The sequence below is a fragment of the Halobacillus sp. AWM4_238 genome, from assembly GCF_056158265.1.
In genome coordinates this window covers 1,343,401-1,355,662 of sequence record NZ_JBSWSY010000002.1, presented here as the reverse complement: position 1 = coordinate 1,355,662, position 12,262 = coordinate 1,343,401, and the positions used below count along the sequence as shown (strand labels likewise).

General features: G+C 40.5%; 13 protein-coding genes and 1 riboswitch. Of the genes, 10 read left to right on the top strand and 3 right to left on the bottom strand.

All coding sequences use genetic code 11. The annotated features are described in order from the left end of the window. Window positions 1-350: 350 nt before the first annotated feature. The 6 genes from ACXACN_RS06945 to ACXACN_RS06920 all read left to right on the top strand — a co-directional run bounded on the left by ACXACN_RS06945 (window position 351) and on the right by ACXACN_RS06920 (window position 3,911). Complete coding sequence (locus ACXACN_RS06945; protein ID WP_474963336.1) at window positions 351-521, top strand: PF20097 family protein; 171 nt, start codon at window positions 351-353, stop codon at window positions 519-521. Beyond that, entirely contained in the window at window positions 496-930 is a 435-nt protein-coding gene (locus ACXACN_RS06940) for a DUF4181 domain-containing protein (RefSeq protein ID WP_474963335.1), read from the top strand. The genes ACXACN_RS06945 and ACXACN_RS06940 overlap by 26 nt, the downstream gene beginning before the upstream one ends. 378 nt (window positions 931-1,308) lie before the next feature. Continuing rightward, window positions 1,309-1,848, top strand: coding sequence for a TetR/AcrR family transcriptional regulator (locus ACXACN_RS06935; protein ID WP_474963334.1), 540 nt, complete (start codon window positions 1,309-1,311; stop codon window positions 1,846-1,848). Continuing rightward, window positions 1,845-2,456, top strand: a complete 612-nt coding sequence (locus ACXACN_RS06930) for an SAM-dependent methyltransferase (RefSeq protein ID WP_474963332.1) — start codon at window positions 1,845-1,847, stop codon at window positions 2,454-2,456. The genes ACXACN_RS06935 and ACXACN_RS06930 overlap by 4 nt, the downstream gene beginning before the upstream one ends. Beyond that, complete coding sequence (locus tag ACXACN_RS06925) at window positions 2,443-3,360, top strand: NAD(P)/FAD-dependent oxidoreductase (protein ID WP_474963331.1); 918 nt, start codon at window positions 2,443-2,445, stop codon at window positions 3,358-3,360. Before ACXACN_RS06930 ends, ACXACN_RS06925 begins: the two co-directional genes overlap by 14 nt. Further along, window positions 3,357-3,911 (top strand): class I SAM-dependent methyltransferase, encoded by a 555-nt coding sequence (locus ACXACN_RS06920; RefSeq protein ID WP_474963329.1) that lies wholly within the window; start codon window positions 3,357-3,359, stop codon window positions 3,909-3,911. The genes ACXACN_RS06925 and ACXACN_RS06920 overlap by 4 nt, the downstream gene beginning before the upstream one ends. A gap of 215 nt (window positions 3,912-4,126) precedes the next feature. Here ACXACN_RS06920 and ACXACN_RS06915 read toward each other — a convergent pair whose 3' ends face one another. Then, complete coding sequence (locus ACXACN_RS06915; protein WP_474963328.1) at window positions 4,127-5,176, bottom strand: homocysteine S-methyltransferase family protein; 1,050 nt, start codon at window positions 5,174-5,176, stop codon at window positions 4,127-4,129. A 199-nt stretch (window positions 5,177-5,375) separates the two neighbouring features. Further along, window positions 5,376-5,477: riboswitch (SAM riboswitch) on the bottom strand. A 785-nt stretch (window positions 5,478-6,262) separates the two neighbouring features. On the opposite strand from ACXACN_RS06915, the gene ACXACN_RS06910 reads away from it, so the two are divergent. Further along, a complete protein-coding gene (locus tag ACXACN_RS06910) occupies window positions 6,263-6,814 on the top strand; it encodes an alpha/beta fold hydrolase (RefSeq protein WP_474963327.1) in 552 nt (183 codons plus the stop codon). Between the two features lie 141 nt (window positions 6,815-6,955). Here the strand turns inward: ACXACN_RS06910 and ACXACN_RS06905 are convergent, their stop codons facing one another. Both ACXACN_RS06905 and ACXACN_RS06900 read right to left on the bottom strand, forming a co-directional pair. Beyond that, on the bottom strand, window positions 6,956-7,126 hold the full coding sequence (locus ACXACN_RS06905; RefSeq protein ID WP_474963325.1) for an aspartyl-phosphate phosphatase Spo0E family protein: 171 nt from the start codon (window positions 7,124-7,126) through the stop codon (window positions 6,956-6,958). A 276-nt stretch (window positions 7,127-7,402) separates the two neighbouring features. Then, a complete protein-coding gene (locus ACXACN_RS06900) occupies window positions 7,403-8,353 on the bottom strand; it encodes a nucleoside hydrolase (RefSeq protein WP_474963324.1) in 951 nt (316 codons plus the stop codon). Between the two features lie 365 nt (window positions 8,354-8,718). On the opposite strand from ACXACN_RS06900, the gene ACXACN_RS06895 reads away from it, so the two are divergent. From ACXACN_RS06895 to ACXACN_RS06885, 3 genes are all read left to right on the top strand, one after another. Then, window positions 8,719-9,660: a phosphotransferase family protein gene (locus ACXACN_RS06895; protein WP_474966822.1), complete on the top strand. Its 942-nt coding sequence runs from the start codon at window positions 8,719-8,721 to the stop codon at window positions 9,658-9,660. A 283-nt stretch (window positions 9,661-9,943) separates the two neighbouring features. Further along, on the top strand, window positions 9,944-10,693 hold the full coding sequence (locus tag ACXACN_RS06890; protein WP_474963323.1) for a LysE family translocator: 750 nt from the start codon (window positions 9,944-9,946) through the stop codon (window positions 10,691-10,693). Window positions 10,694-10,997: 304 nt separating this feature from the next. Further along, the gene (locus ACXACN_RS06885) at window positions 10,998-12,083 is read left to right on the top strand and encodes a polysaccharide deacetylase family protein (RefSeq protein ID WP_474963321.1); all 1,086 of its coding nucleotides are present in this window, start codon (window positions 10,998-11,000) and stop codon (window positions 12,081-12,083) included. Window positions 12,084-12,262: the final 179 nt, after the last annotated feature.

Here is a 12,262-nt window from a genome sequence, read left to right as displayed (position 1 = left end):
TATCCTTTTCCTGTTCAAGGGGCGATTATTCAATAAGAATAGTCGCCTTTTGTGTAATTAAAAATAGGACAGGTTAGTGGAAGAGTCATTTTCGAGATAATAGCCAGTTATGAAACGATATCTGTACTCATTCGTATATGAATGAAAGTGTTTTTCAGGCGTGGTAGTTATTTTAGACCTTGTGATATTTGGTGTAGTTGCTGTTGGAGGTGAAATCATCACTTTCATTGAGTTTTTGTCATATTAGAGAGAAAAACTGCTGAACCCAATAAAGAAATAAAGCAAAATGTTGAGCCTTGAAAAGAAGTAAAAACTCAATAAGAAAAACGAAATAGAAGGAGGGGTAAAACATGGACGGTGTTGTCAGTTGCTCTGAATGTGGGAACGAGTTTAAGCGAGGATATATTTTCTCACCTCGAAGAATCTGCTGGTCAGATTCCCCTGATTCAATTTTTGCTGATTTTGGAAGTGAAACATTAATTAAGGAGGCACTGTATGTTAGGTTATGGTCTGGATTTTGATTTTTGGTTGGGGTTATTGCTTTTGTTAAGCATAGTAAGTGTATTGTTGATTTCTTTTAACACAATAACGAGAAGATGGTTAAAGGTGGAGAAAAAGAAGATACTTTCCTACAACCACGTTAATGAAAAACATAAAAGGATCGATTGGATCATAAGAATCATTGCAGCAATCAGTCTGTTTTTTGGATATAGCATTAACATGATGAGCTATCCAACTAATACATATTGGTTTTTACAACCGTGGTATTTAATTATTGCATTTCTTGTTGCATCTGAAATAGGAAGAGCTGTGATGGAACGAAAGTATGCACAAAATCCTAATGCGTATAAAGCAACCATTTTGGAGATAATCTTTATCCTTTTGATATACATATCGTTATTAAGCACTGATTTTTGGGGAATGGTATAAGTCACACCATAGAGGGGGATTTGTTCAAGTAATGAATGCTTCCTATAATACTAGAATAGAAAAAAGAATGCTTGGATTCAATCTCCGGGCGTTCTTTAGTTAATGGGTAACCGGATCCACTTGATCTTGGAAATTTCTGATTCACCTTTTAAAAACAATATCGCTTTTATTTCATAAGTCTAGGAGATATGAGAAAGGTATTAGGTAAGTCTAAAAGTGAATACCTATGTGCAATAGGATCTTGTAATCAAGATAGATCTTAGAAAATCCTTTCTATAAAAGCAGGCATTCTGAATGAATGGCTGCTTTTATATTGACGAAAATGTTACTTTGTTGTACATTATGTTACATAGTTGTAACGTTTAGGGGTGAGAGAAAATGAACAAAACACAAACCAATATTGTGAATGTCGCAATCGATGTACTCTCTAAAGACGAAAGCGCATCGATGGAGTCGATCGCTGAACAGGCGAGCGTCAGTCGGATGACGATTCACCGTTATTTTAAGAACCGCGAGCGGTTGTTTTCTACGATCCATGAAGTGCTGATTGAAAGGACGTTAGCTATCTTTAACGAATCGATGGACAGGTGTGAGGATCCGCTGGAACAGATGGAAATGATCATCAGGACGAATGCAGGTCAGCGTGGGTTTCATCTTTTATTCCGTGAGCATGGGCATCATGAGGAGCACGATCCGGAGACGTGCAAGTTTTCTAAGGTTAACAAGGAGCTTTATGCCTTGATCGGACGGTTGAGGGACGCTGGGCATATCAATTCTTCTATTCCGGATTCCTGGGTTTTCCATATGTATGACGGGGTGTTGTTAACGGCTTGGGAGACGTTGCAGAACGGGACGGTCGCTCCGAAAGAGATTCCGGAGCTTGCATGGAGAACGTTTGAGAAGGGGCTGTTGTCATGAGTTTTGACGAGGAGTATCAACAAAACCGTAAGCGTTGGACCAGACCGGATGAGCAGATTGTCGATTGGTTGAAGGCTGTGCCGGCAGGCCGTGCGCTTGATCTCGGTGCAGGGGAAGGTGGCAATAGTTTTTGGCTGGCCAAGCAGGGGTGGAACGTGACGAGTGTCGATTTTGTCCCTTCGGCTGTCCAGTTTATTAGAGAATATTCTAAGAAACGAGGATATCCTATCGAAGCAGAAGTAGCTGATGCACGTACGTACACGAGCGAAGCTCCATTTGATTTGATTCTTCTCTCGTTCGTCCATTTTTTGGAAAAAGAACGGGCGCTTCTTTTCGCCAGGTTAGAAAAGCAACTGGCGGAAGGCGGGCTGCTCGTTTACCTTGGATTGATCAAAACAGAGCATGAGCTTCCACCTGGTGGTCTGTTGGAGGAGTTTCCATCATCTGAGGAAGTGGCGCAGGAAATGAAGGCTGTACCTTCACTTACCATTCTAGATTATAAAGACCTGGTGAGAGAACTTCCGATTGGGGTTGCGGAAGGGATGTATCAAGCGAAAACAGCGCGTGTGAAGGCAAGAAAGGGGATCGTTATGAATGGAAAATTATGAAGTAATTGTAATCGGAGGTGGCGCTGCCGGGTTGAGTGCAGCACTTGTGTTGGGACGTTCGAAACGTAAGGTACTCGTACTCGATGCTAACGCCGCTCGGAACCGTGTAACGCAGGCATCACACGGCTATCTGACACGGGACGGGGTAAAGCCTGATGAGTTCAAGTCAATCGGGCTGCGAGAAATCATGTTTTATCCTACGGTCAGCTATGTTGAAACGAAGGTGACGGCACTCGAGAAGGAGGAGGGTGTTTTTACCGTTCAGACAGATAGCGGGGAAAGTTATACAAGTTACCGGGTCGTTGTGGCAGCAGGGATGAAAGAGGAGCTTCCTCCCATCAAAGGACTTCAGGATGTTTATGGCTCCACTGTTTTTCCTTGTCCGTATTGTGACGGCTGGGAACGGAGAGATGAGCCCTTGGCGATTTTCGGTAACGAACCGTGGCTTATGCATTACGTGAAATTGATTTATAACTGGAGCAAGGATCTGATCGTTTTTACAAACGGAGCGGCAGTGCTTTCGAATGAAAACGTAGAAGATTTACGAGAGCATGGTGTGGAGCTGGTGGAAGCCCCGATTGATGAGCTTGTTTCAACGGATGGTCAGCTTCAGCAGGTCGTGATGGCGTCTGGGGAGGCGTACCATAGATCAGGCGGATTTATCATGGACACCGGCGAATTCCAGGCGTTTTCTCTCGATCATTTTGGGATTGGCTATACGGACATGGGTGGAGTCAAGACGGAAGAAGGAGCGGAAACAGCTGTGAAGGGCTTATATGTCATCGGTGACACGAAGAATGGATTCTCCGGATTGCTGAAGGCTGCGAGCGAAGGGTATGAAGTTGCCGCTGAAATGAACCATGAGATGGCAATGGAAGATTGGGAAAACGGTGGAGCATCTTGAAAAAACCAGCCTACGATAAATATTACCAAGAACAGGCGTATTTCGGAAACCCCTACCCTGGACTCGTGGAATTCTTTGACGCGTATGAACCGAAAGCGCATGTCCTTGATTTAGGATGTGGACAAGGCAGAGATTCATTAAGCCTAGGAAGGTTGGGGTACAAGGTGACAGGCGTCGATATCTCTACTGTCGGGCTTGATCAAATGAACCAAACGTCCCGTGACGAGCAGTTGAACGTAACCGGGAAAGTAGGAGATATTTACACGTATCCGGTTGAAGAGGAACACGATATTGTTCTGTTGGATTCGATGCTGCATTTTTATAAAAAGGATATCAAGAACGAAACGAAGCTCGTCCAGCGTATTGCTTCAGAGTTGAAATACGGCGGGATGTTGGCTGTTTTTATGATGCAAGGGGAAAAGAGAGAGGCATACTTGAAGCGGGTGTTGGATGAGATGGAGGTCGAGTGGAAAGTACTTGCTGACCGCTATACAGACTACCCGGAATTCAACGCGCGCTATCATATGTATATCCTGAAAAAAGACAGTTGAGTATTCGTATTGTTACGATCATAAAAATATTTGGCCACGACTGAAGCTATTCAATAACCTGCTTACTCCAAGTGGTTTACAGAAGGTAGTAACCTTGAATTCGAGTTTTAAAGTATAGGGAAGCGAATCTTGACTAAGAAGATTCATAACCGTCCACAGACAAAAAGGTGAATGTTTGAAAACGCCTGTCTGAATTACAGGACAGGCGTTATTCCTTATGCTTTCGTCTTATAAGATGTGATGTGATCCTGCAGCGTGTCGTCACTGCCGAACAGGAAGTGTTTCTCCATATCCGGGGAATACGTGGAGTTGACGGCTGTACGGCCGACGGTTTCTGCTACTTCACGTAGCATAGCCGGAGATGCTCCACAGCAGAGTCCCAGGTAGTTCACACCAATGCTGTACGCTTCTTTGGCCCACTCAGCAAGCTCATATCGGTTCGTGTATAGCGGGTCCAGGGACGTTGGGAACGTTGTTTCCGTTGGAAGAGTACAGGCACAGCCACCGTCCGGCAGATTGAAGAAGGTCGGGTGTTCTTCCGTCGTGCGGTAAGGAATTGGAAGGGCACCTACATAACCGTCCACCGTGTTACGGATTTTCTCTACATACGGCTGCATCGTTGCTGGTCCTCGGAAGCAGTTCATCCCTACAACAAGTGCGCCTTTTTCTTCTAATAAGCGGCAGGCTTCTTCTACTTCGTAGCCGTCACGCAAAATGTTTTCTCCCATCAGACCGAAGGTGATCACCGCAGGGAGGTCTTGTTTTTGAATTTCTTCCAGTGCGATCAGCGCCTCTTCGTAATAATAGAAGGTTTCGCCGTTCACAAAATCTACCCCTTCATCCTTACACCAGCCGACCATCTCAGCAAACATGCTTCTTGTTTTTTCAACAGCTTCAGGGTCATCCGGGTTGAACAGGTTAGTGTTGGAAATGTTCCCGGCTACGAGTGCTTCTTCCTCAGGGTGCTCCTCTGCAACTTCTTTGGCTAGACGGATGGCCTGACGGTTAAGCGGCTCTAATAAATCCTCTTTGCCGATGATTCTCATTTTCTCCCGATGGCCGTTATAGGTGAAGGCTAGGACGACGTCGGAGCCAGCGAGCATATAGTCACGATACGTCTGTTTTAGTGCCTGTGGATTATCGAGGGCTACTTCAGGGACAAAGGATCCGGCCTGTAAATAACCGCGGCGCTCCAATTCAAATAAGTATCCTTCTCCACAAATCACCGGTCCATCCTGTAATCTTTGTTCTAATGTTCGTTTCATTTCATTCCACAACCTTTCATTTTGTAAGAATAGTTTATTAGAAAGCTCATGCCTTTTTTCAGGTACAAGCTGACTTTCTGAGACTTTCTGTCTGATAGGGGCATAACCGATTCAATCCTGTTCCCCTCCACATTGATCCAGTCCATTGAAATAAAAAAAGGACCTCCTTGGATAAGGGGTCCTTTATGTATCAAGAGTCTCCTTATCTTCAAGGTATCACTACCTTCTGGATTTAGCACCGTGCCTATGGCTGGTTGCTGAGGTATCAAAGGGCCAGTCCCTACACCTCTCTGGATAAGTTTTATTCTTATGTGGTTTTTGGAAAAACAGTTTAACACATTACGTAAGACGTTTAAATCAAGAATCAAAGCGAACATTTGATGTTAATTATTTCGCTTGCGATTTACAATACATGAAAATAAATGAAGAATCAATGGAATTTTCAGAAAAAGTTTTTGGTGGTATGGTTCTATTTGAAAATACCTGCACTACCTTATGATGTTCAGGCGATTTTAATATACATAACGATTCTTGGAGTGGATGGTTTGAGCTAATCTCAATCGCTTTGTTAAAGTTTGTTGTTCATATTTAACTCCTCGAAACGAAGCCTGCATGAGAAGGGCAGTTTCGTTGAATACTTGAATGCGAGATAAATACATATTGTAAGTGCCTCGCTTTTTTCTGGTAGTATTTGGAGTTATGATGTTAATAGCTAAAAGACTTACAGAATGTGGAGGTGTGGACTTTGTTGAAAAAATATTTAGGATCGATCTCTTTATTATTCATGATCATTTTTATACTTATATTTTTTGTTCCACAACTATTGAATCCGTTACCTGAGTCTTTATTAATAGGTTATTTATACCAATCACTATTGTTATTTCTTTTATTGAGTTCTTTTGTTACTGCACTCTTTAGTGCGAAAGGGCGTGTGAAAACAGTTGCTTTATCCATTTCTTCTCTTGGGATGTTAGGTTTGGTGATCCTATTGATATATATTATGGGAATGATAGGGTTCGGTAATTTCGGGACATAAAACTTATGGATAATATACATCTACACTAATGGGTACAAGGAGGGGATTTATTGAAGAAGCAAGTCCTATTTATTCACAGTGCAGGTCCACAGGAAGGAAAGCAAGGAAGCAGCCATCTAGTTTCTTATTTACAAAATTCATTAAGTGAGGATTACCATTTATCCTGTCCGGCCATGCCAAATCCTGAAAATCCGAGTTATGCTGCTTGGAAGGCTATCCTAAACGAGAAACTTTTGGAGATGGAGGGTCGAGTTGTTCTGATCGGCCATTCACTGGGTGGCTCAGTCCTTTTGAAATATCTCTCGGAAGAAGCTTGTGACTTAGCTATCTCCGGCGTATTTGTGATGGGATCACCATACTGGGGCCTGGATAAAGATTGGTTTAACCGAGAATTTGAACTCTCGAATAATTTTGCTTCAAGAGTTTCACAAATCTCAAAAATCTATCTTTATCATAGCCGAAATGATGAGGTCGTTCCTTTTCGTCATTTCGAGTACTACGCGTATAAGCTTCCACACGCGAAAACTAGGGTCTTTGAGAATTATGGACATGTATTTCAGGGTGACCTCCATGAACTTGTTCATGATATTGAGTCTGCATGATGAGGGTGTATCTTAGAAAAAGGTTCACATTAAAAAGAGGGGAGAACAGGGATAGTAATGTGTAAAATCGAGTCTTCGGTTTCGGGGGAGTTAGCTAAGATATGACACTGGATTTGATATAAAGAAAGCCCTAAGGATCACTCAGGGCACTTTACAGTTTCGATCATTTATTTTATCAAGTTGATTCAATAAGTTATCCAATTGTTGAGATATCTGTAATAATTCAGAGTAGTCAGCGGAGTTATTGTAAGCTTCATACATTTCTAATCTAACGGTTTCGATCTGCTTATGTAAACCATCTACAGTCTGCAAAAAATCTTCCTTTCATCAAAATTCAACCACTTTGTTTCATATTATAATTCCAAATCTTATATACCCAAAAAAGCAATTGTAAAAACCAGTGTGTTGAATAGTGGAAGATGCGACTGTCACAAACAGCATACATCATATCTTGTGTTCCATTAATGAATCGAATGAGGGTCAATGAAAATACTTCATGCAGGTCTGGGAGTGATTGGGATTCTTATCTTTAAATGAGCTCTTGGTTCCTCTGGTTCGAGTCACAGTAGTTGAATCAAAATTAAAAGGTCATAGATATCGAGTAGACATTACAGTAGTGAAATCTCTTACAAACGCATCGTATTTGAATGATATGGCGATATGATCAGTATTTTCTGTCACCTGCTCGCTTGATTTGGCTCTAAAGTCGGCTATGCTTTCTCCTTTAGTATCGTCAAAATTGATAGATACAGAAGCCTGACGATTGATATATTGAACTTGCTCTGGGTTTACTAAAGCAAATAAAGTGAATAGATCGTGTAAAGGACTACCTGCATGGGTAAGGTTAAGTTTTTTATAGGCTTTGTTGTAGTAATCAAAAATCGGTTTTATAAGATGGGTGAAAGCATTAAAACGATAAGAGGTAACTGCTTGAATGGTTTCAGGTGTGATGATTGCGTGGTTCGTTACGTTTAATGGAGTGATAAAGACATTTTTTAGTTTGTTCAAAACGAGGTTAGCAGCGATCGCATCACCATGAAAGTTAGCTTCTGCAACGGGAGTGACGTTTCCTGGAACTAGAAAAGCCCCTCCCATACAATAAACAGCCTCAACCTTCCGTAAATACTCTTCTCCGCCCAGTAAATAAGCGATGGCAAGGGAAGTGGATCTTCCCAAATCTACAATAACAAGGTCATTAGCGTAGGCATCCATAATTTTAAATATTTCATCGAAATTTACTACCTCACGCTGAAAATCCTCTGGAGGCCGTATTGGCCCTAAACCCTCTTCACCATGAATTTCTGGATAATAGATAGCTATTTCACCACTAAGTGGACTCTTTGCTCCAGAGATGATCGAAACATCATCCCTGCCTGATAGATGTAAGAGGTATGCTACATTCTGGGTTGCCTGTTGTTGGGGCACATTCCCATACCCTGTAACGATTCCGACCACATTGATTTTTGGATTTAGCAGTGCGTACATGAGTGCTAGAGAGTCGTCAATTCCTGGGTCGCAGAACAGTAAAACATTGTACATCGAACTCCCCCTATCTATGTAGACGAGTTATTTTATGAATGATATTCAAATTAAATAACAACTGTCTTTCAAAAGAATGCACGGAAGCGTGCATGTAATGAGTGGAACCAATCCCGAGGGGGAATTTTGAACTAACAAAGGGGATGATCCCTTGTTGGAAGAAGTGGATAAGAGTATCGTGTTCAATAGATAGAAAGTTGTGAGTAGGAATTATAACTTCATTGTTATTACTTGCTTCTTTTTGCAATCTTGAAAAAGTAAATAGAGTTTAAGATGAAAATACGAAGGGGAGACGGGATGATGAAAGCAGGGTGGGAAAGATCGAATACATGGATAACACCAAGTCTTGATACTATAAGAGATCTATTAAGTCCTTTTTAGAGGAGCAAAATGTCGCCGGTTATGAATTGTTAAGCGGGGGTTTGAATAATACAAACATCAAGATCACAACCAGTTCAACCCAACAATTTGTTCTCCGCATCTATAACAGCAATGATGAAAGGATGGAGATTGAAAGACAGATATTAAATCTCCTTAAAGACCAAGCTCAAGTACCTCATGTGCTATATTCCGGTTCTTCTCGCTCAGTTTTAGATCATCCCTTTTTACTTTTAAGTTGGGTTGAGGGAGAACAGCTATCAGAAAGGATCGTTAAAGATAATAGATCGGAATTAGAAAGTGTGGCCCGGGAAGTTGGCCGTTCATTAGCTGAAATTCATAAGATTGAATTCCCTGATTCGGGTTTCTTTGATCGCTCGCTCCATATTAAAGAGTCTATTATACTTAATGAAGACATGTTCTTGATGTTTATAGAGGAAAGTCTCATAAAAGGTTATGCCAGATTCCATTTAGAAGGAGATCTTTGCAAAAAAGTTTTAAGTTTTTCGCGGAAGCATGCATATCTAATCGACGATCTAAAAGATCAGAATTTTTTAGTTCATGGAGATTTCAACCCGTTGAATATACTCGTGGAAGAAAGAGAAAGTAAATTCTTTATTCATGCAATATTGGATTGGGAGTTTGCTTTCAGTGGCTCGTCGCTGTTTGATATTGGAAACATGATAAGGTATGAAAATTTTATAAACTCCAAGATATTTGATCCATTCATTTCCAATTACCAGGCACATGGGGGCCATTTGCCTGATCAGTGGTTACAAAAAGCGAAGTTATTAGATCTGATTGCTTTGTGTGATTTATTGAATAGAAAAGAATGCGGAGAAACAAGAGTGAAAGATATCAAACACTTGATTCAGAAAACAATGGAGGAATGGGATATGTTTGATACTATCCAATCTAATTTTAGATGAAAATTGCAGCTTAACTCTGTTTGGGATAGGAATATTTGCTCTTACCCATTTAAAGCAGCATAAAATAGTCTTCACAGTACTTGCAGTTTTTTTGTTTTTTGCATATACCTGTGAACTAGTCCAAGTTCCTCTGCCGTAGTTTAAGCATCAAAAGAAGACAAGTCATTCACTGATTCAAATCTCCAAGACACAGGTCGATGGAAAAAAAGTCCTATATTTATTTTTAGTACTAGGGAATGCAGCATTTCTTTGTATGTTTTCTTCATTTGGAAGAGGAGGAGGAGTGGTTTTTATTAAACGGGAACACGTCTACGCATCAATTTTCTTATTGCTGTCTGCATCATCACTAATGATTCTGAACCGTTTTGACATTGATTTTAACAACTTAGTTCTCGGGATTCGCTGGGCTTCTCTTATTCCTGCAGCATTTTTAATGGCTTCCGTGCCCGGTGCGAATCAGATCCTTTCCCTGAGGAATGGACTCAGAAAAGGAGCAAAAATAGCTATCATAGCGGTCACAGGAAGGTTCACAGCTTTTGCATTCATGATTATTGCCGTTTCTTTAGGACTGAATGCCATTCTCCAAGCGTCCACCTTTGTCTTTAATACTATTAAATGGGTTGGCGTCATTTACTTAGGGTGGTTAGGTGTAAAAACTATTCGCTCGAGTAGTAGAGCTTATGAAGATGAACATATAAAGGGGCATGAAGCAAAGGAAGATTCTTTAGCCGCCTGGCATTATGCGAAGCAGGAGTTTATGGTAGCGGCAGCTAATCCTAAGGCATTATTATTGTTTACGGTTTTTCTTCCTCAATTCATTTCCTCCAGTACAGGGGATGTTGGAGGACAAATCCTGGTTGTTGGCGCGGTATATATATTGATCGAATTCATTTGTGCTACTGTCTATGCGACCGTTGGAGGACAACTTAAAAATATTGGGTTGAGTGGTAGCGTGAAAAGGAATTTAGACCGAATAACCGGAGGAATCATGATTGTCTTGGCCGCTTGGTTAGCTACAGAAAAGAGCAAGTAAAGAAATGAACTTAGAGCAGCTTATGTGTTGTCTCTTGTCCTCTCAAATGCTGTGAAAACTAGAATGAAGAGTTGGGCTTAAAGAAGCTTGAAACTAAACCGGTAGGACACGTATGATTAACATTCTTTGTTTGGATCTTGAACGAATGTTTCTTCTTATTATAAATAGGATCTGATTAACTCTTGTATAGTTCTCTCTTTTTATTACCACTAATTAACTGTGTTTTTATTTAGTATTTACTGATAAACTTTACTTTGTAATATTTTTGTAATAATAGATAAAGAGAGAGGGTTATAAAGTCACAATGAACAAATTATATAAAATGGGGAAAAAGCTTTCATTTTTAACCATTATTTTAATGTCACTTATGATTACAGGGTTTGTTGGCGCAACGCCTGCAAAAGCTTCAACCGTTTCTAATGCTTATTTTTCTGTAGATGGTAAACTGATTAAGACGAGCTACTATATGCAAAATGGCCGTGTCATGGTACCCGATCTATTTTTCAAACACACCGGTGCCACTGTTGATAAGAATGCAAAATACAATTCGATTGCTGTTGAGAGAAATAATATTGTAGCCCTTCCTTTAGAAAAATCCTATATGGATTATTACGTGAAGGATAAAAACAAATGGATTCGTGAGTACCTGGCTACTACAACAACGGTCATCAATGATCGTCCCTATATTCCTTTATTGGTAACAGCGAAAAAATTAGGGATGGACGTTAGCTACAACGCTAAAATTAATCGGACGTATATTCAAACAAACACTCCAGAAGCAAGTAAACCAATGGCGTACAATAAGGCTGATATGACCGAAAAGAAGATCGCGTTGACTTTTGATGATGGTCCAGACAAATTGATTACACCTCAACTACTCGATATTCTTAAAGAGAAAGAGGTTCCTGCTACATTTTTTGTTGTTGGACAGCAAGTTTCCTATTTTCCGCAGTTGACTAAAAGAATGGTAGAGGAAGGGCATACCATTGCCAATCATACATGGGACCATCCTCAATTATCCAAACTCTATACGGATGATGTCGTCCAACAGTTAAGGACAACAAATGAAATCATTGAAGAAGTAACTGGAGTAAAGGCAACTTTATTTAGACCTCCTTATGGTGATTATACGCTAGCAGATTCTTTTACATTTGATAGGCATGGATTTAAAAACATTATGTGGTCCGTAGATACCGTCGATTGGAGCGGAAAATCAGCGGAGGAAATTCTCTCTATCGTACACAGAGATAAATCTCCAGGAGGCATTGTCCTTCAACACAATTTCCAAAGTTCCAAATTACAAGGTACCGTTGATGCGCTGCCACAGATGATTGATCAGTTAAGAGCAGAAGGCTATGAGTTTGTAACCATCGACGGATTATTAAAATAAGAAATTATGTATCTAAATAAGTAGTATGGTTCGTATCTTGAATGATACCAACTTAATAAATATGTGCATGATGAGTAAGAGCCCTCGTTAACTAAGTAGTTGCGAGGGTTATTTTATTACATAAGAGTTGTATTTCACTCTAATATCTGTCCAATCTTTCAAAAATTATGATACTCTGA

Coding starts and splice junctions, on each gene's coding strand:
- ACXACN_RS06945 (WP_474963336.1), top strand. CDS start 351: ATGGACGGTGTTGTCAGTTGCTCTGAATGTGGGAACGAGTTTAAGCGA.
- ACXACN_RS06940 (WP_474963335.1), top strand. CDS start 496: ATGTTAGGTTATGGTCTGGATTTTGATTTTTGGTTGGGGTTATTGCTT.
- ACXACN_RS06935 (WP_474963334.1), top strand. CDS start 1,309: ATGAACAAAACACAAACCAATATTGTGAATGTCGCAATCGATGTACTC.
- ACXACN_RS06930 (WP_474963332.1), top strand. CDS start 1,845: ATGAGTTTTGACGAGGAGTATCAACAAAACCGTAAGCGTTGGACCAGA.
- ACXACN_RS06925 (WP_474963331.1), top strand. CDS start 2,443: ATGGAAAATTATGAAGTAATTGTAATCGGAGGTGGCGCTGCCGGGTTG.
- ACXACN_RS06915 (WP_474963328.1), bottom strand. CDS start 5,176: ATGAAACGAACATTAGAACAAAGATTACAGGATGGACCGGTGATTTGT.
- ACXACN_RS06900 (WP_474963324.1), bottom strand. CDS start 8,353: ATGTACAATGTTTTACTGTTCTGCGACCCAGGAATTGACGACTCTCTA.
- ACXACN_RS06885 (WP_474963321.1), top strand. CDS start 10,998: ATGAACAAATTATATAAAATGGGGAAAAAGCTTTCATTTTTAACCATT.